Genomic DNA, 24,220 nt, shown 5'->3' with positions numbered 1-24,220 from the left:
CGAATTTCTGTTAGATAAAAATTTACCTAACCTATGTATAACAAAGAACAACCCCATATATTGGCAAGATGGTATGACTGAGGAAGAAAAATATTATTCGTCTGTGGACGAATATGTATCTGAATTCAAACAAAACATGGAAAATCATACTATACAGGCTAAAATGTTTACTATACATGATACAAACAAACGCATTCCTTTCAAAAAGTACTTGGTCGAAGTTCTTTTAGATAATCCTTATGTAAAAGTTAATGATGTTCCTTTATTTCCATCTGCCAAACAAGCTCTTATTTCATCACTAAATGAATCTGGTTTTGATGAAAACATATTAAAAGTAAGAAAATGTAATAATTGTTATTGTAGAGACAATTATCTGAAACAAGTAAATGCTAATGAATTAGAAAAGTTATTTAAACCATAATTGTTATTGTACGAGCCGTGTTCTTTTTAAGAGACACGGCTCGTTTTTCAGCCTGTAATCAGTGTCAGGATTTCCTTTGCAAAGGTAATGACCACGTCGCCTGCTAAAGTCAGGAAACCGTTGGCTCTCTGTGAGGGGTCGTGGGATTTGAGGGAAAGACCAATCTGCACGATACCAAAGCCGAGCAGAATCATACCGACGGCTCGGATAAGTCTGAAGATAAAGTCGGAAAGATTATTGACGACGGTAATCGGGTCATTGGCGGCAAGGGCAGTCGTGGTAAAGCAGGTCAGGCACAATACCAGTGCCGCATAGACAGCCATTGCCCGCTTGCTCTTCCTGCCCATAGGCAGCTTGACGGTTTCTTTCTTCTCGTTCTTCTTAAAAAATTTCATAGATAAAATCCTCCTTTAGATGTTGAATCATTCTTCCAAGTCCTCCTCGGACAGAAGTTCATAGGATGTGCTGACCGCTGGAAGCATGACGGCGTCCTTTGGAACCGTGCTGTCAAACACAAAGGTCGCAACCGCCTGTGTCGGCTCGCCGTGGATATACGGCGGCTGTCCTCCGTCTGCTGTCAGCCTTACATTGGGATGCTTTAAGATGTCGTACTTAAAATCCATGACAGGATTCGGGAATATGTATTCGTCAACCGACACATCAAACATCGTGATAAGCTGAATAAACAGTTTGATGCTTGGATATTTACCCTCATTCTCGATAGATTGAATGTGTCTGGGAGCATAGCCGATTATCCCTGAAAGCTGTTCTCTCGTCATTCCTCTGGCTTCACGATTTTTCATGATTGCCTGTCCTATTGGCGTAAAATCAAAGTTGAAGTCGTTGTTTCTCTCATCCATAAGCTCACCACCTTGTATCAATATAATGTTTCTATTATATTGTACGGATTTGTGACTTCTTATGAAACGATGTGAAAATGCCTATAATAAGATGCTTTACTTCTTGTTACAAGAAATATAAACACTCTATGAATGAAAAATAAATTTTTTCTCCTACTTGACTTTTGGAAATCTGGGTGATATTATATCTATGACTAAAACAGTATTTTAGGTCATATAGAGGAGATTAGATTATGGCAAGGAGTTTTTCAGAAAGAGAAAAAGAAAATATTAGAAAAAGTTTGATTGACATTTGCAAGCAGAGTTGGACACAGTATGGCTATAAAAAAACAAGTGTTGATGAACTTTGCAAACAGGTTGGTATATCAAAAGGAGCATTTTATCTTTTTTTTGAGTCAAAAGAAGCATTGTTTTGTGAAGTGTTATGCTCAGTACAGCGTGAAATTTGCAAAATGGCTATGGCAGCAATGGAAAAAGAAAAAGGAAAATCAGGTGTTGCAAGTGCTTTGAAACTTATCTATCGGGAGTATGATAAGAATTCCTTTTTGTATGGCTCGGATACAGCCGATTATACAATTTTGATGAATAAAGTATCTGAGGAACAGGCAAAAGAAATGGAAAGAGCAGGAGAATTAAGTAAGAAACTATTTCTTTGCCATCCTACTTTGAAATTTAGAGTTGATGCAAATATGGCTATTTCAGTTATCTATTCGCTGATTATGAATATCAAAAATAAAGATATTTTACCGCAAAATCATTTAGAAGTTTTTGATTTTATGACTGACCATTTGATTGATGATTTATATGATTAACAGGAAGTTGAAATGAATAATACAAAGAAGCCAACGGGTCAGATGATGGATTTGACTTCTGGCAATATAAAAAAACAATTAGTGCTGTTTTCTATTCCGATTTTTTTAGGAACTTTATTGCAACAACTTTACAATGTCATTGACGCAGTTGTTGCAGGTCGATTGGTTAATGATAGTGCATTATCCGCAATAGGTGTCTCTGTTCCAATATATTTGCTTTTTGTATCTATTATATTAGGATTTGCTATTGGCATTACGATATTGCTTGCTCAATTTTTCGGAGCAAAGCAATTTGAACAGATAAAAAGATTGATTGCCACTATGTCTATCTTTTTGTTGGCTCTGGGACTTATGATGGCATTTGGAGGAGCAGTGCTTGCAAAGCCACTATTGCAACTTACAAAGACACCAGATGAACTATTAGAGATTGCTTGTATTTATCTGCGAGTGGTGTTTTTAGGCATTCCTTTTTCCATTTTATATAATTTACTCGGTGCAATTATGAGAAGCTATGGAGAAACAAAATTGCCCTTATATGCTCTGGTTTTATCGTCCGTTATCAACTTGATTTTGAATGTTATATTTGTCAAGAACGGCGGCGGTGTTGTGGGAATTGCAGTTTCTACAATTATTGCACAGGCAATTTCGAGTATTTATCTGCTCATTCAATTACAAAAGAAATTCCCTATGACGATACCGAAAAAAGAAGATTGGGGATTTGATAAGGGATTGTTCGCCTTATCCTTAAAAATATGTATGCCTATTATCATCCAACAGTTAGCTGTTTTTATGGGAATGTTAATTGTGCAAGGTTTTATCAATCAATTAGGTAATCCCAATATTGGTGGAATGACTGCAGCAAGTCGTATCGAAGCCTTTATTCTATTACCTGTTCAAGCTTTCGGAAATTCTTTGAGTATTTTTGCGGGGCAAAACATTGGTGCGAATGAAATGGAGCGAATGAAACGAGGAACGAGATTCGGTGTAGTTCTTTCTATTGTGGTCATAATAACGCTGTCTGCCGCATTATTACTGGGCGGGAAGCAAATATTGGGATTGATTATTGGTAATAACAAAGCAATGATTTTAAGTGGTTATAGCTACTTCAAAGTTTGTTTGTGGTTTTATCCAGTTAATGCCATAATATACGGTTTAGGCGGTGTCCTGTCAGGAGCAGGCGATACGCTGATTGCGGGGATTTACTCACTTGCTTCCATTATGGTGAAAATGCTCGTTACTATTCTTTTTATAGGGAAATTAGGGCTTCTTGCGATTGCGATAGCTTCTTGCTGCGGATGGTGTGTATCAAGTGTAATTGTTGCTTCGCGATATAAAAGCAATCGTTGGCAAACGAAGTCGGTAATAAAAACAATATAGAATTTATGGAGGTAAAAATGAAAACAAAAGTTGTAAAAAAGAATAATGTGTCTGTTGCTGTTATTCATAGCGATGAACACTTAATCACGGATGTTCAGTCAGCGTTGGATTTGATTATGAGTGTAAAATATGAAACTGGATGTAAAAATATTGCGGTAAATAAAGAAGCGATTGTAGAGGATTTCTTCATTTTGAGTACCTGTATGGCAGGAGAGATACTTCAAAAGTTTATAAATTATGGAGTGAAATTTGCTATATACGGCGATTTCTCCCAATATACAAGCAAGCCATTAAGAGATTTTATGTATGAGAGCAATAGAGGTAAAGATATTTTCTTTCAACCAAGTGTTTCTCATGCCGTGGATAAACTCTCTGGGTATTCCAAATTGAAAAAGAAAGAGAATTATGAACGATAATTGGAAGGTGCCAATATGGAATTGATATGCGTAGATGAGTGGGTGCGATGCCCTGTTTGTGGAAGCAAGACAAGAAATAAGGTACGGAAAGATACAGAACTCAGAAATTTTCCACTCTTTTGTCCAAAGTGTAAGCAAGAGAAACTAATTAATTTGCAAGAGTTACGGATTACAATAATACAAGAGCCAGCCGCTAAGTCGCAGAGCCGATGAATTTGTGAGATACCTCACAGATCATCGGCTCTGCTTTTTTATTCATAGGTTAAATAAGCCCACCGAATAAAAAAAACGGTGTTATGGTGGGTTGCTTTGCCACGCCTGAATAGAATGACAACTACCCTCCAGACCCGTTTTGAGTTTGGAGGGATTTTTTTATGTGTTGGTCGGCTTCGGCTACACCGCTGCTTATTAAAAGCAGCAACTATCTACAGAGTATCACCCAGAAGTGAGAATAAAGCATTAAAAAAATTCTCACTTGTGCGTGGTACTCTTATGCTTTACAAGTAGAAGTTACAAATCTATATCATAGAAATATTTATGCTTATTGCCGTGAGGGTCATTGTATCTTTACGGTTTTTTATGTTGGTTGCCGTTCTCCACCTGACAATCTGGATTTTCAAAAATTCAGATTGGAGGTACAACGGTATGGCTTACAACAAAGCCAAAGAAGAAAAGAAATGGAGGCTCTGGAAAGAAGCCGAAGAAACACAGATGCGGAAACTTGGTGTTGATGAAAGCACTATTGAAACGCTTCGCACACACGATTGGGCGATTTTCAATTCCGACAGGCGGTACTATCAGCGTATGCAGGAAACAGGTACATATCTGGAGGGAGTTGCCGAGGATACGACACAACCCGAAATAAAGACGGTTGATGATTTTTTGGACAGCATTGAAAATCAACGGCTCTATCAGGTATTGATTAAGGTGGACAGGCTTACATTGCAAGCTATTTTATTGCAGCTGCAAGGCTTCTCTGTTGCAGAAATCGCTTTGCTTCTTGATATGAAAGAGGATGCTGTCTACAAGCGATTAGGCAGGCTCAAACAAAAAATTAAAAAAATTATGGGATAGTGTCCAAAAACGGACTTTTCCACGGGCTACAGGGTGAGAGGACAAAACCTCTTGCCCTGTTTTCCTTTGTGTGGCGAAAACGGGATTGCACCTTGAAAACTGAATACCATTCGCCAAATACTTCCTCTTTGTGATTGTGATGACCATAAGTGTGTGCAGCGATACGCCAAGACCTGCCGAACAGCAGAAAGCGTTGAAAGGTGGTGAGCGAAAAACTATCGACTCGAAATATCGGGCAGCTCCCGATTTCGTCATAACCCACAAAGAGCATAATGGTACTCCCGTCCAGTCATAGTCCGAGCGTGATAAAACCGTCACAGGCAATGAGGGCGGCTCTGTCAGAACGACAGTTGGGGTGGAACACCCGTGGTGTCAGTTAGCTGCTGACCGTTTGGCGACTTCCCTGCGTGTTACAACGCATTGCATTTCGGGGTGTCGAGGACAAATTGAAATGCTCCTATCATAAAGCCAAACGCAAGGCGGTCTATGGAAACAGAGCTTTGTTTTATGCTCTTCCGACCTTAAATACTTCTTTGTGTTTGGCTGCCTACATAGGCAGAAATCTCCTGACTAAATTCAGATAGGAGGTCAAACAAATGGAGAAAACGATTAAGTGTGGAGATATTTACTACGCAGAACTTAACCCCGTTATCGGCTCGGAACAAGGAGGTACACGCCCTGTACTTATCATTTCCAATGATATAGGAAACAGGTACAGTCCTACGGTCATCATCGCCGCTATCACAAGCCGAGTACACACAAAGGCAAAGCTGCCCACACATACTGCTGTCAGAGATTTTGAGGGTCTTAGTAAAGACTCTGTTATTTTGCTTGAACAGATACGCACCATTGATAAGAAGCGTTTACAGGAATATATCGGTATGCTTTCCGAAAGTGAAATGGCAAGAGTTGATAAGGCTCTTGCCATTAGTGTTTCGCTGAACACACTAAAAGGTGCAAGTTGACGATTTCATAGAAATTCGCACATTGGTCATTTAGTGGCTGTACTTCTATAATTGAGGTACAGCCGTTTTAATTTAGCGGAGGTAAGCAAATGGAAGATGTAAAAGTATCTAATGGTGCAGATTACCAACCTGAACAAAAGCATAGCGAGGAAGAACGATTTGATAAATTTATGAATGTGATGGTGCAAATCGTAGAGAAATATGGACAGTCGGTTTTGCAGGAATTAGATTATGTTGCGTAGGAATACGCAACCTTACATAGAAACATTTTCCTATATTTATTATGGAGGTGCAATATGAACAGAGAAGGGAAAAAGTGTGTTCTGTATCCAAGAGTTAGTACAGAAATGCAGGTGGACGGATATAGTCTTGAGGGTCAGAAAAATGGATTAAAACGATTTGCAGACCGAGAAGAAATGGAGATTGTTGGCATTTACGAGGACGCAGGAAAGTCGGGAAAATCTATTGAGGGTCGCCCTGCATTTAAGAAGATGCTTTCGGATATTGGGAATGGATTGGAAATAGATTATATTCTGGTATATAAACTTTCTCGATTTGGCAGAAATGCAGCAGACATATTAAATTCATTAGAGTATGTGCAGTCTTACGGTGTAAACCTGATTTGCATTGAAGAAGGGATTGACTCATCACAGACAAGCGGTAAACTGTTAATATCTGTCTTGTCTGCTGTTGCGGAAATCGAAAGAGAGAACATTATTGAGCAGACGATGAATGGTCGCAGAGAAAAAGCAAGACAAGGCGGCTGGAATGGCGGATTTGCTCCGTATGGATATTATTTGAAAGATAATCAGCTTTTAATAGAAGAAAGCGAAGCGGCGGCTATCCGCATTATATTTGAGAAATTTGCAGGCTCGGATATAGGTTATGGTGGTATTGCTAAATATCTTAATTTGCAGGGAATAAAGAAAATACCTCGGCAGAATGGCACTCTGGAAAATTGGAGTGGACATCTGGTAAGGCAGATATTAGATAATCCTGTCTATTGTGGTAAAATCGCTTATGGGAGAAGAACAAAAGAAAAAGTGAAAGGCACGAAAAATGAATATAAGCAGGTACACGCTGAAGATTATATATTAGAGGACGGACAACACGAAGGCATTGTCAGTGAGGAATTATGGAAAAGAGTTCACGATAAGCGTGTAGCCACAGGAATAAAGCAACCGTCCAAAATAGGTAAGGATAGGTCACACCTCTTAACGGGTGTGTTGAAATGCCCTCTTTGTGGAAGCTCAATGTATACTAATAAACACGCTTGGACAAATAAGGACGGCACATACAAAGAAGTATACTATTATATTTGTGGCAGAAATAAGCAGGAACGTGGTCATTATTGCGAGTATAAGGCATCATTAAGAAAAACTGATATTGAGCCGCTTGTCATTGAAGCAATTAGAGAGTTGGTAAGTGATAAGAGTTTGGCAAAAGAAATCAAAAAAAGATTTGGTGTTCAGACCGATACGAGAAAAATAGATAAAGAGCTTGCAAATTATGAAAGTAAGCTGAAAGAGGTTGATTTGAACAAAGCCCGTCTGGAACGGGAAATTGACAATCTTCCTGTTGATGCAAAATATCGAGAGCGAAAAATTCACGATATGACAATCAGACTGGATGGGTTATATGATACCATAGTAGAGTTGGAAGAACTAGTTGAAGATGCAAAATTGCGAAGAAATTCTATTGAAATGGAAGCAATCACACTTGAGAATGTTTACAGAATTATGGAGAACTTTAACAAGCTTTATGCTATAATAAGTGACGAGGAAAAGAAAAGCCTTGTTTCCTATCTGATTAAAGAAATCCAGATATACCCCAACGGTACATCGGATAGGGTTTTGAAGTCGATAGAGTTCAATTTTCCGATTTATCGTGACGGACGGGAGATAAGGAAACTTTTGTGGGAAAACGGTACTACCGTTGAAACCGCCGTCTTGCTTTCCAAACTTAAAACGAACAAACATATTGAAGTGGAATTGAAGATGGATGAACTGGATTTAACTGCTTCAGAAGCGAAAGCAACTTATCAGGAGATTAGGGATTATATTTTTGAGAAACATGGTGTGAAGGTTTCTTCACTGTATATTGCTCAGGTTAAGGAAAAGCATGGGATTGTAGAGAGGGAGAATTATAATAAAGCGAAGTCAGAGGATGCGAAGAAACTGAAGTGTCCAGTGGATAAGGAAAGGCTGATTGAGGAAGCTTTGAGGGAGTTTAAGATGATTAGCTAACTTATTTTAGGCCCATTTTGTAAATGCTTCAATATTCGTAAAAACTGATATATAATGATGTAGAATTAATCTATAAAGATTACGACAGGAGAAGATGTATGAATATACTTGTTCTTGGAAATGGATTTGATATAGCTCACGGTTTACCAACTAAATATGAGCATTTTTTGAAGTTTGTAGAAGTATTTGAAAGATGTAAGGAGATAGGGTTAAATAAAAAAACTTTTAAGGAAGAATGGGAGAAGGCTTCCGAGGAAGAAAAACCTATTGTAGAAGAATTAGGAAATTTAAGTGATAAAAACCCTGATATTTTTAAAGAGATTAAAGACCTTGTAGAAAATAATATGTGGATACAGTACTTCTTTAACGTATATGAAAGTCGAAAGGTAGAAGGAAAAGATGGTTGGATTGATTTTGAAAGCGAAATTTCAGAAATTGTGAAAGACTTTGATGACATAAAAAAGACTGTTTATGGAAATGTAAAAGTTGAAAAAGGGACAATAGAAATTGGTGGGGAAGTAACAGAAAGGATAAAATCATTTCTTCAATCTTGTAAAAGAAGTGTGAGTTCGGGTAAGTATATTTTCAGTCGAGAGTACATAGCAAAAATAAAAAAGGATTTACTGCTTGATTTAAAGAGACTTATAAGATGTTTGGAAATTTATCTTGTTGTGTATATTAACAAAAAAGACATTACAAATAAATTGCCAGACATAGAAGAATTGGCTCCACAATTAAATAATGTTTTATCGTTTAATTATACGAATACATTTCAGAGAATGTATAGAGAAGATATGAATGTTAGTTATATTCATGGTGAAGCTAAAAAGGATAGTGATGTTGAATCTTGTAATATGGTAGTTGGAATAGATGAGTATTTAAAGGGAGATGAAAAGAACGTCAATGTAGATTTTATACAGTTTAAAAAATTCTTTCAGCGTATTTACAAGAAAACCGGGAGCGAATATAAAGATTGGGTAAGTCTTATTGCGGATAATAGTATTAGATTTGCAAAAGGAAATCCGATACAAAACAATTTATACATAATAGGTCATTCCTTAGATGTTACCGATAAAGATATTTTAAAAGAACTAATTCTTGCTCCAGATACGACAACAACTATTTTCTATTATAATCAAGAGACTATGGCGAGTCAGATTGCAAACTTAGTTAAAGTCATAAAACAAGATGAATTAATAGAAAGAGTACATGGGAAAAATCCCACAATAATATTTAAACAGCAAAAATAAATATGAATTATAGCGGGTGTACATTAAAAAATAAGGGAGGACAGTGTAATTGGATAATTATGGGGAAATTCTGATATATCAGACTGAAGATGGTTTGACAAACATAGAAGTTAAAATTCAGGATGAAACAGTATGGTTGACACAGCAGCAAATGGCTGATTTATTCCAGACATCAAGAACTAATATAGTAGAGCATATAAAGCATATTTATGAAGAGGGAGAACTTAATGAAAGTTCAACCTGTCGGAAATTCCGACAGGTTAGAAAAGAAGGAAATCGTGAGGTATCAAGAGAACGGCCATATTATAATCTTGATATGATTATATCCCTTGGATATAGAGTAAAATCCAAAATCGCCACAAATTTTCGGCGGTGGGCTACCGAACGATTAAAAGAATATATGGTAAAAGGCTTTACAATGGATGATGAGCGGTTGAAAAAACTGGGTGGTGGAAACTACTGGAAAGAGTTATTAGACCGCATACGGGATATCCGATCGTCTGAAAAGGTTATGTATCGTCAAGTGCTCGATTTGTATGCGACAAGTGTTGATTATAATCCCAAGAGTAGTGAATCCATTGCATTCTTTAAAATGGTGCAAAACAAGTTACACTATGCAGCGCATGGACATACAGCAGCGGAAGTAATATATGAGCGTGTGGATGCCGATCAGCCTTTTATGGGATTAAAAAGCTTTTCGGGTGATTTTCCGGCATTAAAAGATATTAGTATTGCAAAGAATTATCTTAATGATGAGGAATTAAAAATTTTAAATAATATCGTATCGGGATACTTTGATTTTGCCGAGATTCAGGCTATGCGTCATAATCCTATGTATATGGCAGATTACGTGGAGCATCTTGATAATGTTTTAAAAACTACAGGTGAAAAGGTGTTACAGGGAGCCGGAACGATTAGTCATGCACAGGCAATTGAGAAAGCAACAAAAGAATATAGAAAATATCAGGTACAGAACTTGTCGCCGGTTGAAGAGGAGTATTTGGAAAACATTAAAAATATCCACAACACAATGAAGTAAAGGTAATAATTGATAGGGAAAATATGCACTTATGTAAATGACAAAATTAAAGAATAATTTTAAGGAGACAGTGTACATATAAGTTTGGACAATGACAATCATGTCGAGACTGTGTGTCTCTTGAGCAACCGAAAATCTAAGCCCGATTCTTACGTAGACTTAAGCATCAATATGGAAGATTACCATAGGAATAAGAACGAAGAAAAATAAAACATAATAAACCGAACTTACAGAAGAACTGTTAACACGATGAAGTGTTGGCAGTTCTTTTTTTCGTGTAAGGGAGGTAGTGCCGTTGGGCTGATAACACAAATTCTTGGATGATTCTGTATTCAATACAAGGTCTGTAATTCTAATCTAAAATAAGGCAAATCTAAGGAGGCAATATTATGGCATTTAAGAAATTCAGAAAAATGAAAGTATATGAGGCAAGCGGATACAACTATAAAAGAACACCATCTATTATCATTAAAGGAGATTGGTTGAAAGAAACTGGTTTTGATGTCTGTGGTCTGATTCAGGTGGAATGTGAGAATGGGAAGTTGATTATCACTCCGAGAGAACCGGAAATGGTGGAATACCATACCCCGTGTGGACAGTGCATGATAGTAGCAGAAGATTGTAAATGTTTTGGCAAGAAGGGGAGAAAGTAATTATGGCAAAGATTATCGTACTGGGTGCCATGAAAGGTGGAGTCGGCAAGTCCGTCTCCACTTACAATCTGGCATATTCATTGAAGAAATTAGGAAAAAATGTTTTGATGGTGGATTTTGATGGGTCTGCTAATATCACTAAATGTGTTGTGGAGAATATGAAAACAGTGAAAATCAGTATTGGAGATCTAATGCTGAACCAAATGGACAAAGAAGAACAGCCAAATCCGGCTGAGTACATAATTAACAGAAATGGAGTTGACTTTATACCATCATCACAGATGCTGTCTGCTGTGGATGCGAAATCAAGATTAGAAATGGGTGCAGAGAAGATTCTGGCATGCATATTGGAACCATTTAGAAAAGAATATGATTACATTCTGATTGATACATGCCCTTCATTGAATGCATTAACAATCAATGCTCTGTCTGTTGCAGACGAATTGATAATAGCTGCTGATACACAGTTTTGGGCAATGACGGGATTGGAAGACTATTTAGGAACAGTTAAGAAAATTAAGAACCGAATTAACTCCAGATTAGAGGTGTCTGGGATTCTTCTGACTATGTGTGAAGAGCGAACCAATCTTTGTAAAGTCATTACACAAGAAGTAGAAGATCAATTCAATGGGAAACCCCGTATTTTTAATAGTAAGATTCCGAGAAACATAAAGGTTGGTGAATCTGTATATTATGGAGAACCATTATTAGAGTATGCACCGAGAACAAAGGCTTGTAAAATGTATCAGAATTTAGCGAAGGAGGTGATTGCAGATGAAAAATAATGCACCAAAAAGAAAAATGTTTCAGGATGCGGTGGACTTGATTAGTCCACCAGAGGGAATGACAAATTAGGTTGATTTCGGTTAGACGATGATTTCTGTAAAAAAAGTAATTCTATTTCATAATCATCCGTTTCGATTGTATGAGGGAAAGCGTCTTGATGATATGGTGGAGAGTGTTAGAGAGCATGGTATACTCATTCTGGTAATTGTACAGAAAAAGGATGGAGGATATGAAATGTTATCCGGCCACAATCGTTGGAATGCTGCGAAGATTGCTGGCATCAAAGAAATTCCAGCAATCATCAAAGATAATTTGACCGAGAGAGAAGCCTATGTTTGTGTGATAGAGACCAATATGTTACAGCGGTCTTTTGATGAACTTTTACCGTCAGAAAAGGTAGCAGTATTGACAGAGAGATATGAGAAAGTCATGTGTCAGGGCAGAAGAAATGACATTCTGGAAGAGACTGCAATGCTGAATGGTGTGGATACATCTTTGACTTGTGGACATGATGTCCACAGGTCAAAGAGCAGAGATTCCATTGGGGAAAATTATGGAATGACTGGACGTAACATTGCGAGATATAACAGATGTAATAATCTGATTCCAGAATTTAAGGTAATGCTGGATGATGGTGCTCTGGCACTGGTGGTTGGTGTGGAGTTATCCTATTTAGCAGAGGATGAACAAGTGATTGTGAAAGAAGCAATGGAGAAGAATTGTGTGAAGCTGAATACTGGAATTGCGAAGGAACTTAGATTGGCAGATGGTTCTGTCACAGAGGAAAATATACAAAAATTACTTGGTGTAGATAAGCCGGTGGAAACAGCTGAAACGAAGAAACCAGTAAGTGTGAAAATCCCAGCAAAAGTATATAGCAAATATTTCTCAAATGTGTCAGCAAAAGATGTACAGGGTATATTGGAAGAAGCATTGGATTTGTATTTTGAGAAAAGAGGGATGAGTATTGTTTAGCACTAAGGAACTTGAAACCATTGATAAAAAATATTTTTCGATTATCATGGCGAATGAGTATGATGTAACACTTATGTTCAAAAATACAAAACATATTTGGTATCTTCATAGTATTGAACTTCCGGATAGGGAGCAGGTCATAGTTTTTCATAAGCATCATGCATCAGACCCATATCATAGCCATTCAAAATGCAGGACATTGAAGAAAGCAATCAGAGACATACAAGGGCATGATGAATTTCAACTTAATGGCAGAAAGCCAGTTTTAAAACATTAAAAGGGAGCGGCAGTACCGTAGTGGTACTGTTGCTTCCGTGCTGTTTGGGGCAGATGTTATCTGCTCTTTTTCTTGATTTTATAGGTGCCAAGGTTCAAATAATCGCAAAGAGCGTTGTATGCGTTGTTGATTTCTTCACGCCCACGGCTTGGCTTAAGTTTGATTGCCTCACAGATTTCTTCGATAGGAAGGTTCTGTTTACTGAGTTTGATGATAGTGGCGTAACGAGGATTTTCCTGCTCAAAATGGGCAAGAACAAGCGTATTGAGTTCTTCTTCTGTCAAGTCCTCAGATGCACATGCGATAGTCTCTGGAGATTCTACATTTTCATCAGCTACATCAAATTCTTCATCCTCATAACAGTAGTCCAAAGAAAGAATGTCGAAACGGTCCTTGAATAGATTGTAACGTTTGATTCTCTGGTCATATCGACTTTCACATCCTTTGCAGCGCTTAGATTTAGGGCAGCAGATTGGTTCGCCGTTTGCCTTGTAGCCAATAATGCATCGACCTTCTCTGCGTTCCTTCATGTAATCATTGATTTCTTTGTTGAATCCTGCCATGTAAGTTTCATATCCTTCAATTCTTATAGGAATGAAGCCGATATGGAATTTAAATTTGCCGTAACGGATGAAGGTACAACGCTTTTTCTCTTCTGCATTTAATTTGTACCCATCTTGGAGCCAACAAGGTACCATTACTTGCCCTGGTTCAAGTGTTGCTCCGTCAACTGCTGTTCTGGTGCTGTACTTATAAGGGGTTACTACTGTGTTTGCCATAAGATTTTCCTCCATAGGTTTGCTTGGAGGAGACCTTGGCAAAACAGTCTGAAAAAGAGCACAGATGACCGTCCCAAACGGAATCCTCCAATGGGTTAGGTCAGTTGTTCCAATCAGACTGACAGCTTCTGTATTCAGTTGTGCTGATAGGAGACCCTTTGGAACAAGGCCCCGTCGGGCGAGTCAGATATCAGCAAGCAGTTTATAAAGTCATCGCTCAGGACTTGGGGGAATATTTTTCTACCCATATTGTGTTTGGGGGTAAAAAAGTGTATAATAAGTAGGAATAACTATGAATAAATCGTATGGATTGTGAAATATACACCTACTACCCCGCACACTTATATTTTAGAATATTAAGGAATTTTTGGCACGGAATGTGGGATAGAGCCTTTATGGAAGGGAATAGAATGTTTACGGAATCTTATCGAAAGACATAGAAAGTTACAGAAGGAGGAGAAAGCCAGTGAAATATTTTGAATTTTTTCAGGCTTTTTATATTGGCGAAAAGGATGGATATTTAAAGGGTCAATATACGACTTGTGAAATTCCACGCTTTTTTGTAGAGACAGTTCTTCAAACTGATAAAAGCAGAGAGAAACTGCCGGGGGATGATTCGAGTTATGACAAATGGTTTCAGGGTTCTTCTTCACCGCGTAACCATTGGTCAAATCTAAGAAAAGAATTTGATGAGGATAAAGTAGTAGAGGTCTTACATGATACAATTGATGATAGAAATGTAAGAGGTCTGTTGGTTAATTTCGGCATAAACAGTCCGGGTACGGAGCAAGTAAATAAAGAATTGCTGTGCGTAGCGGTAGCACAGCAATTTAAGGCAATTATTGATGGTAAGGGAACAGGACAAGAGATACTTGCAGATATTTATCGTTCAGGCAATATTAAATCTGATTTTGTGGAATATACAAAGAAAGCATCACAACGCTACGGTGTGATGCGATTGATTGGTGGCACGGAAGTTCCATTGGAAGAATTTTTCGTGTGCAATATAATTGGCGAATCAGAACGAGTATTCGCAGACAAAAAGGAGATTACAACTACCTATTTGGATAATCCTACCTTACAGGCAATCAAAGATATACATAAAACAAAACGTGGTCTTGAAGATTATGACAATAATAGAACTCTGCTTATAGGAAGTGGAGGCTGTGGAAAATCACTTATGCTACAGCATCTTTTCCTTGTGGCAGCAGAAGAATACCCACAAACTGGCGAGTTGCCAATATTTATTGAATTACGTCATTTTAAGAATAGTGATAATTTGTTTGATTTTATTGTGGAGTCTGTACACTCAAGAGATGAGAAATTTACATCCGAAATAGCGCAGAGTTTGTTGTTAACAGGCAGAATAAAACTGTTGTTAGATGGATTTGATGAGATTGACCCATCGGAAGTCGATGTGTTTCTTGAGCAGTTTGAGAAATTTAGTGAAAAATATGAAGATGTGCAGATTCTAATTACATCAAGAAATAATGATGCTCTTAGTGGAATACACGGTTACACAAGGCTATATGTGTGGCCGTTTGATACGGAACAATCTGAAAAACTTATAGAAAAAATCCTAACATATAATAATGACTTGGAGGCGAAAGAAACTGTTATGGACTATATCCAACACGGTTTTCTGCAGAAAGATGGTATTTTTGCATCTCATCCGTTGTTACTGACCTATGTAACAATGAACTATTCTCAATACGGCAGATTTAGTTCTGACCGCGTGTTGTTCTATAAAGTTACATATGAGGCTCTTTTGTCTGGGCATGATGATAATAAGAAACCATACGATAGAGTGTTCAAAAGCGTGGACGATGCAGAGCAGTTTTCAGAAGTTTTTGAACAGTTTTGTGCATACACCTATAGAGACGGTAAATTATCACTGAGTAACTCGGAGTTTGATACTTATTTTAATATGTTGGATAAGCATCACAAGTTTAAAAATCCGGGAAAAATGAAAGTAAAGAATTTTAAGCATGATGTCTGCTCTACCGCCTGCATCATGTATGAAAAAGCATATGATATTTTCTATATTGACCCGGGATTTCAGGAATATTTGTTTACCCAATACTATGCTAAATCCAATACAGATGAAATGAAAAAACTTAGCAATTCGCTTCGAAATGTACCATATGGTCAACTGGAGTCATTTAGCGGCTTGGATATGTTAAAGGGAAAAGTGGAAGACAAGTTTAAGTTGTTTTTACTAAAACCTTTTTTGGATGATATTTTTGTGAAAGATGAAACTCAGTCGTTTTTAGGATTTCTACAGCATTGTTTCAATGGTGTGTTTATCGAAGAAATAGACACATTGATAGTGGATTTCCATCGTAAACAGATGAATGCAAGCGGAATTCTCTATCCAAGGATAGAGAATTATGCAAAGTCGATATTGGTGGATTATGTCTTGCGTGAAATCGGCATTGAACATGATTATACCTTTACTCTTTACGCTGATTATGTTGGAGGACATACTTTTGACTATAGAACAGGTCGAAGAATTATAGGACAGGAAAATTCGGTCAACGGGAATAAAGTGTTGCTTATAGATTCAAGACCGCAGGATGTCTATGATTTCTTTAGTGAACAGAGTAAGAACGGAGAAGATTGCGGCTATTTGATATATGAGAATAGGTTGCTGATTGATTTCGGAATTGAGGCGTATATAGAGCCATTTGCAATTTATGATGACCCGGATGCATTTATGGACTATGCGAAAAATGTGATGAAACATAGTTCAGAAACAGTTAAAGTTTTTAATAAAATGAAAAGTTACCACAGACAACTTAAAAGTGCTTATTACAATAGCGGGTACAGATAAGGAGTAGATTATGGATAATTTGGAAAGATGGTACACTCTTCAGGAGATTGCTAACCACCTTGGGTGTAGCAAAGATACAATACGAAATTGGATAAAAAAGGACACGATTCCCTTTCATAAGGTCGGAAGACAATATCGATTCCGAGTGTCAGAAGTAGATGCTTGGATTGAAAGCGGAAAGAGTGCAGATGCAGATAAAAATAATGGAGGTCAGGAAGATGGCAATTGATAACAAGAAAGAGCAAGAGAGAGAAACTCTGCATCGTGCAATTTGGGCAATAGCCGATGAATTAAGAGGCGCGGTGGATGGATGGGATTTCAAGAATTATGTTCTTGGGACTATGTTCTATAGATACATCTCTGAGAACCTCGCTGCTTATGTTAACCAAGGCGAGATAGAAGCCGGTAACACGGATTTTGATTATGCAAAGATGCATGATGATGAGGCGAAGGAAGCAAAGGAAGGTCTTGTTGAAGAAAAGGGATTTTTTATTCCACCAAGTGAACTTTTTTGTAATGTACATAAAAATTGCTCTAATGATAAGGCTGTTTTTATTGACTGTGAGGGAAAGCCTAAGAATGTAAAGGAGAACCTCAATGTGTTCCTTGAGATGATATTCCAGAACATTGAAGAATCGGCAAAAGGAAGTGAATCTGAAGGAAGCTTTGCCGGATTGTTTGATGACTTTGATGTTAATAGCAATAAACTTGGTTCGACAGTGGCAAAGAGAAATGAACGCTTGGTAAAATTGCTTAACGGTGTAGCGGACATGAATCTTGGTTCGGTAAAGGACCATGATATTGATGCGTTTGGAGATGCCTATGAATATTTGATGACAATGTATGCATCAAACGCAGGAAAGTCTGGGGGAGAATTTTTTACCCCTGCGGATGTATCAGAACTGCTTACTCGTTTGGGAACCGTAGGAAAAACATCTGTTAACAAGGTATATGATCCTGCGTGTGGATCCGGCTCGTTACTTTTAAAAGCAGAGAAGATTCTTGGGAAAGATGCAGTTAAGACAGGATTTTACGGACAGGAAATCAATATCACTACATACAACCTATGCCGTATCAATATGTTCCTGCATGATATCGGGTTCGATAAATTTGATATTGAGTGCGATGACACATTAACAAATCCACAGCATTGGGATGATGAACCGTTTGAACTTATTGTTTCGAATCCTCCGTATTCCATCAAGTGGGCAGGAGACGAGAATCCCTTGTTAATCAATGACCCGCGATTCTCTCCGGCTGGTGTCTTGGCTCCTAAGAGCAAAGCGGACTTGGCATTTATCATGCACAGCCTTTCATGGCTTGCGTCCAACGGAACAGCAACTATTGTATGTTTCCCCGGCATCATGTATAGAGGCGGTGCGGAACAGAAAATCCGTAAGTATTTAATTGATAATAACTATGTGGATTGTGTCATTCAACTTCCAAGTAATCTCTTCTTTGGAACATCAATTGCAACTTGTATCATGGTAATGAAGAAAAATAAGGTGGATAACAAGACTTTATTCATTGATGCAAGTAATGAGTGTATAAAGGTTACGAACAACAATAAATTGACTCCGGATAATATCAACCGTATTGTTGATGTTTTCAGCAGCAGAGAAGACATTCCTCATTTTTCTCATTTGGCAAGTTACAATGAAATTGCAGAAAATTCATTTAATCTTTCTGTATCGACTTATGTTGAGGTTGAGGATACAAGAGAAAAAATTGATATTAATGAACTCAATGCTGAAATTAAGAGAATCGTTGCCCGCGAACAGGAACTGCGTGATGAAATCGACAAGATTATTGCAGAAATAGAGGTGTAATTTATGAGTAAGTGGGATGATTTGATTAATGAGTTATGCCCTAATGGTGTTGAACGAAAGAAAATAAAAGACACATATAAACGATTAAAGGGGACACCGATTACTGCGGCAAAAATGAAGGAGATAGATAATCCGGATGGTGCTGTTAGAATCTTTGCAGGAGGAAAAACTGTAATAGATGCATTTGAGGAGGATATTCCAAAAGCTAACATTACAAGGGTTCCTGCGGTGTTAGTGCAGTCTAGGGGTATTATTGACGTCATATATTATGACAAACCTTTTACTTTCAAGAATGAGATGTGGGCCTATACTGCTGACACGGAAATAGAAGTGAGGTATTTGTATCATGTTTTGAAAAACAATATGAATATCTTTAGAGATGCAGCTTCCGGCATGGGGTCATTGCCGCAAATTTCACTTAAGGTAACAGAGGAGTTTGAACTCCCTGTACCTCCTTTGGAGGTACAACGTGAAATAGTCCATATTTTGGACTCTTTCACGTTACTTATAGCCGAGCTTATAGCCGAGCTTACTGCTCGTAAGAAGCAGTATGAATTTTACAGAGACACTTTATTAGATAAAAATGTAGGAACTATAAAGACAAAAAAATTGTCAGAAATAGTAGATGTAAGGGATGGGACGCACGATTCGCCAAAACAGTCCAATGAAGGATATCCATTAGTAACATCGAAAAATATTACTGATGGTAAATTGGATATGACATCCTGTTACTTAATTTCTAAAGAAGACTATATATCGGTTAACCAAAGAAGTAAGGTGGATGACAACAACATATTATTTTCGATGATTGGAACGATTGGAGAAATGGTGGTTGCTAAAGAACCTATAAACTACGCAATTAAAAATATCGGTTTAATTAAGTCGGAAGATGAGGTAATGGCTAAGTATCTTATGCATTATTTGTCTTGTGGCATTGCGAAAAAGTATATTGCTGAAAATATAAAGGGGACGGCACCCAAATACCTTAGCTTGACAGCGTTAAGAGAGTTTCCAGTACTATTGCCTACAAGAGATGTGCAAATTAGATTAGTCGAAGTATTAGACAACTTTGACTCTATCTGTGCTGACTTAAATATTGGCTTGCCCGCTGAAATTAACGCCCGTCAAAAGCAATACGAATCTTATAGAGATGCACTGTTGACATATGCTGCAACGGGCCAGATAATCTCCAGACAGACAGACAGACAGACAGACAGACAGAGCATAATTAAACTCATCCAGTATGTGTTTGTGTATGCACCAGTAACATTGGAGGATATTTCAATTAATTGTGATTCTCAAAGAAAGCCAGTTACCAGTGGTAACAGAGAGAAAGGTAATGTTCCATATTACGGTGCGTCAGGAATTGTTGATTATGTAAAAGATTATATTTTTGATGGAGATTATTTATTGGTTTCTGAAGATGGCGCAAATTTAACTGCAAGAGTTACACCGATTGCGTTCTCAATTACGGGAAAAACATGGGTAAATAATCATGCTCATGTCCTAAAATTCGATGAATATGCGACAAGAAGGTATGTAGAAATTTATTTGAATTCAATTGATTTATCTTACTACATTACAGGGGCAGCACAGCCTAAATTGAATCAAAAGAATTTGAATATGATTGAGATACCGTTGCCATCATTAGAGGAGCAAAAAAGAATTGTTGAAATTCTTGACCGATTTGATACATTATGCACTGATATTTCTGAAGGGCTTCCTGCAGAAATCAATGCTCGTCAGAAACAATATGAGTATTACAGGGATAAGCTGCTTACATTTAAAGAAATTGAGAAGGTGGAATAGAAAATGATAAACGGACTACAGCAAGGGCAAAAACTTCTGGTCTTGCGTTATGGAAAGCAGATTATACAAAACTGCATAGAGTTACATCAGGAAAAGGCTGAGGAACTTGGCTATTGCTGGTTCGGGAAATTAGGTACCGTTCCATCGAAAAAGTCTATTGAGGCTATTTTAGAGGCGGAGAAACCGTCAATTGTGTTATATTCAAGAGGGGCGGCATATCTGTGTGAAATAAGTGAAGTAGCATATGAAAAACCAAAAGAAGGATATCCGGATTATTATGAAGAAGAATTATTTCAGAAGTTTACATATCCGACCGTATACTTCAAGTTGGTATCCATAGAATCATTGGACATAAATGCATTGGAGAAATTCAGAGTAGTAAGCAGTGGGAATAGTGCGATTAATACTTTGTTGCATTCCATGTCCTCTTTTCTCTTCATTGAATATGGAAAAGCAGGAACTCTGAATGTGAAACTCAAAGATGAGAAGAAGATAAAAGAGAGAGAACAGTTGCCGGAAAATGATTGCGTGTACAGAAAAGATGGTAGATGCAGTTTGAAAAGTTTTGTGAACTATCAATATGAATGCGACAGACCAAGCAACTGCCTAAGACAAAAGCGATAAAGGAGGAGAACGAACGTGCCATATTTTAATATAGTCGCAGAGACAAATGAAAATACTGTGGTTACACAATATGAGCCTGTGAAACAGCGTTCTGATGCTTATCAAAGTGAGGCAGCGTTAGAGAAAGAATTTATTCGAATGCTCACGGAGCAAGGATATGAGTATCTGCAAATTCACACCGAGGCGGGCATGGTTGCGAATATCCGTAAGCAGCTTGAGGAACTGAACGATTATAGGTTCTCGGATACAGAATGGGAGAGATTTTTCAAAGACTGTATTGCCAACGGTAACGATGGTGTGGTTGAGAAAACCCGTAAAATCCAAGAGGACAATGTACAGGTTTTAAAGCGTGATGATAATATGTCAAAAAATATCACGCTCATTGATAGGAAGAATACTCACAATAACAGGTTGCAGGTAATCAACCAGTATGTGGTCACAACAGACCAAGGTGCAAGGCATGATAATAGGTACGATGTTACTGTATTAGTGAACGGATTCCCATTGGTACATATTGAGTTGAAGCGAAGAGGTATTCCAATTCGTGAGGCATTTAATCAGATTAACCGATATGAACGAGATTCATTTAGTGACGGATATGGCTTGTTTGAGTATGTGCAGATTTATGTCATTTCAAATGGCACAAACACAAAATACTACTCAAACAGCACCAGATATAACGCAATCAAGGATTCAGAAGCATCAAAAACGAAGAAGGGAAAGACAAGTAATAGTTTTGAATTTACTTCTTTCTGGGCAGACGGAAAAAACCGTGTTATCCCAGATTTGATTGACTTTACAAAGACTTTTTTTGCAAAGCATACAATCCTAAATATTTTAACGAAATATTGTGTTTTCACGTCGGAAAATATGCTGATGGTTATGAGACCATATCAGATTACTGCAACGGAAAGAATTCTTAACAGAATCGAGATTGCTCATAATTACAAGAAGTATGGGGATATAGCCGCAGGTGGATATATATGGCATACAACAGGTAGTGGAAAAACATTGACTTCCTTCAAGACTGCTCGATTGGCTTCAAACCTTTCGTTTATAGACAAAGTGTTGTTTGTGGTAGACCGTAAAGATTTGGACTATCAGACAATGAAAGAATATGATAGATTTGAAAGTGGTGCAGCCGACAGCAACTCATCTACGAAGGTGCTTGAGAAACAGTTAAAAAATAGCAAGTCCAAGATTATTATTACCACGATACAGAAACTGTCATCTTTTATAAAGAAGTTCCCGAAAGACCATCCGGTGTTTACCAAGCAGGTTGTCATCATTTTTGACGAATGCCATCGAAGTCAATTCGGTGATATGCACGCAGCCATTGTATCGAGTTTCAAAAAATACTATATGTTTGGATTTACTGGAACTCCGATTTTTCCTGCGAATATTGGCTCTATAAGAAATGCTAAATTTACAACCACGGAGCAGACATTCGGTGACCAGTTGCATACCTATACAATTGTGGATGCTATTAATGATAAGAATGTACTTCCGTTTAAGGTGGAATACCATCAGACGATGAAGAGCGAGCCGGATATCGATGATGAAATGGTTCGTGATATTGACAGGAAGAAAGCATTTGAGGATCCGCAGCGTATCAAGAAAATTACAAGCTATATTTTGGAGCATTTCGACCAAAAGACCTATCGTGGGGACAAGTCATATGTCTACAACTCCTTAATTAATATTGCGGAGGTTGCATTTGCTGAAAGGGGTAAGATTGAAGAGATTAAACAAAAGCAAAGACTGAGTGGATTTAACTCTATTTTTGCAGTTTCTTCGGTTGAAATGGCAAAAGCCTACTATGAGGAATTTCGCAACCAAATTAAGGCAGACCCTACAAAGGATTTGAAGATTGCTGTAATATATAGTTACAGTGCGAATGAAGAGGAACAGGAGGACATTCTGGAAGAAGAAAATCCAGAAGATACATCTCAATTAAGCAAAACTGCGAGAGACTTCTTGGAAGGTGCTATCAATGATTACAACCTCATGTTCCATACGAATTATGATACTTCATCGGACAGGTTCCAAAGCTATTATAAAGACGTATCGCTCAGAATGAAGAATAAGGAATTGGATATGCTCATTGTAGTAAATATGTTCCTTACAGGTTTTGATGCTACAACGCTTAATACATTATGGGTTGATAAAAATCTAAGGTCGCATGGTCTTATTCAGGCATTTAGTAGAACGAACCGAATTTTGAATAGCATCAAAACCTTTGGTAATATTGTGTGCTTTAGAAATCTCCAGAAGAGAGTTGATTCTGCTATTTCTACATTTGGAGACGAGGGGGCAGGCGGGATTGTTCTGATGCAGAGTTTTAAAGATTACTATTATGGGTATGAATCTGTAGAGGGAAAACAAATGCCGGGTTATATCGATATGATAGAAGAACTTAACACGAAGTTTCCATTGTATGAGACGCAGATTGTTGGGGAACAGAATCAAAAGGATTTCATTTCACTCTTTGGTGCGATCCTTCGTATGAGAAATCTATTAGTAGCATTTGATGAGTTCAAGGAGAAAGAGTTAATCACAGATAGAGATTTGCAGGATTATCTCGGACGTTATCAGGATTTAAGGGATGAATGGAAACGCAAACGAGAACAGGGCGAGCTTTCTGATATAACGGATGACATTGTTTTTGAAGTTGAACTTATCAAGCAGGTGGAAATCAACATCGATTACATTTTGATGTTGGTAAAGAAATATCACGACGCACATTGTGAAGATAAGGAAATTCTCATTACAATTAAAAAGGCCGTTGATGCAAGTCCAGAACTTCGTAGCAAAAAGGAACTGATAGAAACATTCCTTCATGGAATTAATGATGTAGATGATGTTCTAATAGAATGGCAAAATTATGTTGTTGAAATGAGAGAAAATGAACTGAATACCATAATAAAAGAAGAACGTCTTAAGCCGGTCGAAACTCGTACTTTCCTTGAGAACGCATTCCGTGAAGGCGAAGTAAAAACTGTTGGAACTGACATTGATAGATTAATGCCTCCTGTCAGCAGATTTGGTGGCAGCAATCGTGCTAATAAGAAAAAGACAGTTATTGAAAAACTGAAACAGTTCTATGAGAAGTTTTATGGTATAGGTGGAACTCCGCAGTTTACTGACACAACTGAAAATTAAAAGGATGGGGATACTTCTTTGCCCCCAAAACCA

Annotated in this window: 23 protein-coding genes and 2 pseudogenes; 21 read left to right on the top strand and 4 right to left on the bottom strand. The window is 37.7% G+C overall.

Features of this window, described 5'->3' with window-relative positions:
- Window positions 1-73: 73 nt before the first annotated feature.
- The gene (locus A8806_RS03005) at window positions 74-421 is read left to right on the top strand and encodes a hypothetical protein (RefSeq protein WP_181368557.1); all 348 of its coding nucleotides are present in this window, start codon (window positions 74-76) and stop codon (window positions 419-421) included.
- Between the two features lie 47 nt (window positions 422-468).
- Here A8806_RS03005 and A8806_RS03000 read toward each other — a convergent pair whose 3' ends face one another.
- From A8806_RS03000 to A8806_RS27170, 3 genes and pseudogenes are all read right to left on the bottom strand, one after another.
- Window positions 469-816 carry a glutamyl-tRNA amidotransferase gene (locus tag A8806_RS03000; RefSeq protein WP_109729656.1) on the bottom strand — a complete coding sequence of 116 codons (348 nt, stop codon included), beginning with the start codon at window positions 814-816 and terminating at the stop codon, window positions 469-471.
- A 27-nt stretch (window positions 817-843) separates the two neighbouring features.
- Window positions 844-1,050: pseudogene (locus A8806_RS27175) on the bottom strand (VirD4-like conjugal transfer protein, CD1115 family); the annotation flags it as partial.
- A gap of 27 nt (window positions 1,051-1,077) precedes the next feature.
- A pseudogene (locus A8806_RS27170) lies at window positions 1,078-1,224 on the bottom strand (helix-turn-helix transcriptional regulator); the annotation flags it as partial.
- A 290-nt stretch (window positions 1,225-1,514) separates the two neighbouring features.
- Between A8806_RS27170 and A8806_RS02990 the strand changes: the two are divergent.
- The 14 genes from A8806_RS02990 to A8806_RS02920 all read left to right on the top strand — a co-directional run bounded on the left by A8806_RS02990 (window position 1,515) and on the right by A8806_RS02920 (window position 13,151).
- Window positions 1,515-2,093 carry a TetR/AcrR family transcriptional regulator gene (locus A8806_RS02990; protein ID WP_109729654.1) on the top strand — a complete coding sequence of 193 codons (579 nt, stop codon included), beginning with the start codon at window positions 1,515-1,517 and terminating at the stop codon, window positions 2,091-2,093.
- A 12-nt stretch (window positions 2,094-2,105) separates the two neighbouring features.
- Window positions 2,106-3,470, top strand: coding sequence for an MATE family efflux transporter (locus A8806_RS02985; protein ID WP_109729653.1), 1,365 nt, complete (start codon window positions 2,106-2,108; stop codon window positions 3,468-3,470).
- A 17-nt stretch (window positions 3,471-3,487) separates the two neighbouring features.
- On the top strand, window positions 3,488-3,886 hold the full coding sequence (locus tag A8806_RS02980; RefSeq protein WP_109729652.1) for a DUF4180 domain-containing protein: 399 nt from the start codon (window positions 3,488-3,490) through the stop codon (window positions 3,884-3,886).
- Between the two features lie 15 nt (window positions 3,887-3,901).
- A complete protein-coding gene (locus A8806_RS02975) occupies window positions 3,902-4,099 on the top strand; it encodes a cysteine-rich KTR domain-containing protein (RefSeq protein ID WP_109729651.1) in 198 nt (65 codons plus the stop codon).
- A 432-nt stretch (window positions 4,100-4,531) separates the two neighbouring features.
- Entirely contained in the window at window positions 4,532-4,960 is a 429-nt protein-coding gene (locus A8806_RS02970) for a sigma factor-like helix-turn-helix DNA-binding protein (RefSeq protein ID WP_109729650.1), read from the top strand.
- Between the two features lie 596 nt (window positions 4,961-5,556).
- A complete protein-coding gene (locus A8806_RS02955) occupies window positions 5,557-5,925 on the top strand; it encodes a type II toxin-antitoxin system PemK/MazF family toxin (protein ID WP_109729649.1) in 369 nt (122 codons plus the stop codon).
- 89 nt (window positions 5,926-6,014) lie between these two features.
- The gene (locus A8806_RS26060; protein WP_181368556.1) at window positions 6,015-6,167 is read left to right on the top strand and encodes a hypothetical protein; all 153 of its coding nucleotides are present in this window, start codon (window positions 6,015-6,017) and stop codon (window positions 6,165-6,167) included.
- Between the two features lie 54 nt (window positions 6,168-6,221).
- Window positions 6,222-8,171, top strand: a complete 1,950-nt coding sequence (locus A8806_RS02950; protein WP_109729648.1) for a recombinase family protein — start codon at window positions 6,222-6,224, stop codon at window positions 8,169-8,171.
- Window positions 8,172-8,269: 98 nt separating this feature from the next.
- Entirely contained in the window at window positions 8,270-9,421 is a 1,152-nt protein-coding gene (locus A8806_RS02945; RefSeq protein ID WP_109729647.1) for an AbiH family protein, read from the top strand.
- 49 nt (window positions 9,422-9,470) lie between these two features.
- A complete protein-coding gene (locus tag A8806_RS02940; protein WP_109729646.1) occupies window positions 9,471-10,460 on the top strand; it encodes a virulence RhuM family protein in 990 nt (329 codons plus the stop codon).
- Between the two features lie 389 nt (window positions 10,461-10,849).
- Window positions 10,850-11,113: a SymE family type I addiction module toxin gene (locus tag A8806_RS02935; protein ID WP_109729645.1), complete on the top strand. Its 264-nt coding sequence runs from the start codon at window positions 10,850-10,852 to the stop codon at window positions 11,111-11,113.
- Between the two features lie 2 nt (window positions 11,114-11,115).
- Window positions 11,116-11,898, top strand: a complete 783-nt coding sequence (locus A8806_RS02930) for a ParA family protein (protein ID WP_109729644.1) — start codon at window positions 11,116-11,118, stop codon at window positions 11,896-11,898.
- A gap of 88 nt (window positions 11,899-11,986) precedes the next feature.
- On the top strand, window positions 11,987-12,874 hold the full coding sequence (locus tag A8806_RS02925; protein ID WP_242995933.1) for a ParB N-terminal domain-containing protein: 888 nt from the start codon (window positions 11,987-11,989) through the stop codon (window positions 12,872-12,874).
- Window positions 12,867-13,151, top strand: coding sequence for a hypothetical protein (locus A8806_RS02920; RefSeq protein WP_109729643.1), 285 nt, complete (start codon window positions 12,867-12,869; stop codon window positions 13,149-13,151). The genes A8806_RS02925 and A8806_RS02920 overlap by 8 nt, the downstream gene beginning before the upstream one ends.
- 56 nt (window positions 13,152-13,207) lie before the next feature.
- Here A8806_RS02920 and A8806_RS02915 read toward each other — a convergent pair whose 3' ends face one another.
- Window positions 13,208-13,930 (bottom strand): hypothetical protein, encoded by a 723-nt coding sequence (locus A8806_RS02915; protein WP_109729642.1) that lies wholly within the window; start codon window positions 13,928-13,930, stop codon window positions 13,208-13,210.
- Between the two features lie 466 nt (window positions 13,931-14,396).
- Here A8806_RS02915 and A8806_RS02910 point away from each other — a divergent pair, with 466 nt between their 5' ends.
- From A8806_RS02910 to A8806_RS02885, 6 genes are read left to right on the top strand one after another with little or no spacing between them, the layout of a single operon-like run.
- Entirely contained in the window at window positions 14,397-16,763 is a 2,367-nt protein-coding gene (locus A8806_RS02910) for an NACHT domain-containing protein (RefSeq protein WP_109729641.1), read from the top strand.
- Between the two features lie 10 nt (window positions 16,764-16,773).
- The gene (locus A8806_RS02905) at window positions 16,774-16,992 is read left to right on the top strand and encodes a helix-turn-helix domain-containing protein (RefSeq protein WP_109729640.1); all 219 of its coding nucleotides are present in this window, start codon (window positions 16,774-16,776) and stop codon (window positions 16,990-16,992) included.
- Window positions 16,982-18,592 (top strand): type I restriction-modification system subunit M, encoded by a 1,611-nt coding sequence (locus A8806_RS02900; protein ID WP_109729639.1) that lies wholly within the window; start codon window positions 16,982-16,984, stop codon window positions 18,590-18,592. Before A8806_RS02905 ends, A8806_RS02900 begins: the two co-directional genes overlap by 11 nt.
- A gap of 3 nt (window positions 18,593-18,595) precedes the next feature.
- The gene (locus A8806_RS02895) at window positions 18,596-20,401 is read left to right on the top strand and encodes a restriction endonuclease subunit S (RefSeq protein WP_109729638.1); all 1,806 of its coding nucleotides are present in this window, start codon (window positions 18,596-18,598) and stop codon (window positions 20,399-20,401) included.
- A 3-nt stretch (window positions 20,402-20,404) separates the two neighbouring features.
- Window positions 20,405-21,025 carry a hypothetical protein gene (locus A8806_RS02890; RefSeq protein ID WP_109729637.1) on the top strand — a complete coding sequence of 207 codons (621 nt, stop codon included), beginning with the start codon at window positions 20,405-20,407 and terminating at the stop codon, window positions 21,023-21,025.
- 15 nt (window positions 21,026-21,040) lie between these two features.
- On the top strand, window positions 21,041-24,187 hold the full coding sequence (locus A8806_RS02885; RefSeq protein ID WP_109729636.1) for a type I restriction endonuclease subunit R: 3,147 nt from the start codon (window positions 21,041-21,043) through the stop codon (window positions 24,185-24,187).
- Window positions 24,188-24,220 lie beyond the last annotated feature (33 nt).

The sequence above is a fragment of the Faecalicatena orotica genome, assembly GCF_003149245.1.
Classification (GTDB): Bacteria; Bacillota; Clostridia; order Lachnospirales; family Lachnospiraceae; genus Faecalicatena_A; species Faecalicatena_A orotica.
Note: the sequence above shows the minus strand (reverse complement) of the source record. Positions and strands in the feature narration are given on the sequence as shown.

What these genes read in the sequence shown, in the direction of transcription:
- A8806_RS03005 (WP_181368557.1), top strand. Translation starts at nt 74, where the DNA reads ATGACTGAGGAAGAAAAATATTATTCGTCTGTGGACGAATATGTATCT.
- A8806_RS03000 (WP_109729656.1), bottom strand. Translation starts at nt 816, where the DNA reads ATGAAATTTTTTAAGAAGAACGAGAAGAAAGAAACCGTCAAGCTGCCT.
- A8806_RS02990 (WP_109729654.1), top strand. Translation starts at nt 1,515, where the DNA reads ATGGCAAGGAGTTTTTCAGAAAGAGAAAAAGAAAATATTAGAAAAAGT.
- A8806_RS02985 (WP_109729653.1), top strand. Translation starts at nt 2,106, where the DNA reads ATGAATAATACAAAGAAGCCAACGGGTCAGATGATGGATTTGACTTCT.
- A8806_RS02980 (WP_109729652.1), top strand. Translation starts at nt 3,488, where the DNA reads ATGAAAACAAAAGTTGTAAAAAAGAATAATGTGTCTGTTGCTGTTATT.
- A8806_RS02975 (WP_109729651.1), top strand. Translation starts at nt 3,902, where the DNA reads ATGGAATTGATATGCGTAGATGAGTGGGTGCGATGCCCTGTTTGTGGA.
- A8806_RS02970 (WP_109729650.1), top strand. Translation starts at nt 4,532, where the DNA reads ATGGCTTACAACAAAGCCAAAGAAGAAAAGAAATGGAGGCTCTGGAAA.
- A8806_RS02955 (WP_109729649.1), top strand. Translation starts at nt 5,557, where the DNA reads ATGGAGAAAACGATTAAGTGTGGAGATATTTACTACGCAGAACTTAAC.
- A8806_RS26060 (WP_181368556.1), top strand. Translation starts at nt 6,015, where the DNA reads ATGGAAGATGTAAAAGTATCTAATGGTGCAGATTACCAACCTGAACAA.
- A8806_RS02950 (WP_109729648.1), top strand. Translation starts at nt 6,222, where the DNA reads ATGAACAGAGAAGGGAAAAAGTGTGTTCTGTATCCAAGAGTTAGTACA.
- A8806_RS02945 (WP_109729647.1), top strand. Translation starts at nt 8,270, where the DNA reads ATGAATATACTTGTTCTTGGAAATGGATTTGATATAGCTCACGGTTTA.
- A8806_RS02935 (WP_109729645.1), top strand. Translation starts at nt 10,850, where the DNA reads ATGGCATTTAAGAAATTCAGAAAAATGAAAGTATATGAGGCAAGCGGA.
- A8806_RS02930 (WP_109729644.1), top strand. Translation starts at nt 11,116, where the DNA reads ATGGCAAAGATTATCGTACTGGGTGCCATGAAAGGTGGAGTCGGCAAG.
- A8806_RS02925 (WP_242995933.1), top strand. Translation starts at nt 11,987, where the DNA reads ATGATTTCTGTAAAAAAAGTAATTCTATTTCATAATCATCCGTTTCGA.
- A8806_RS02915 (WP_109729642.1), bottom strand. Translation starts at nt 13,930, where the DNA reads ATGGCAAACACAGTAGTAACCCCTTATAAGTACAGCACCAGAACAGCA.
- A8806_RS02905 (WP_109729640.1), top strand. Translation starts at nt 16,774, where the DNA reads ATGGATAATTTGGAAAGATGGTACACTCTTCAGGAGATTGCTAACCAC.
- A8806_RS02900 (WP_109729639.1), top strand. Translation starts at nt 16,982, where the DNA reads ATGGCAATTGATAACAAGAAAGAGCAAGAGAGAGAAACTCTGCATCGT.
- A8806_RS02895 (WP_109729638.1), top strand. Translation starts at nt 18,596, where the DNA reads ATGAGTAAGTGGGATGATTTGATTAATGAGTTATGCCCTAATGGTGTT.
- A8806_RS02890 (WP_109729637.1), top strand. Translation starts at nt 20,405, where the DNA reads ATGATAAACGGACTACAGCAAGGGCAAAAACTTCTGGTCTTGCGTTAT.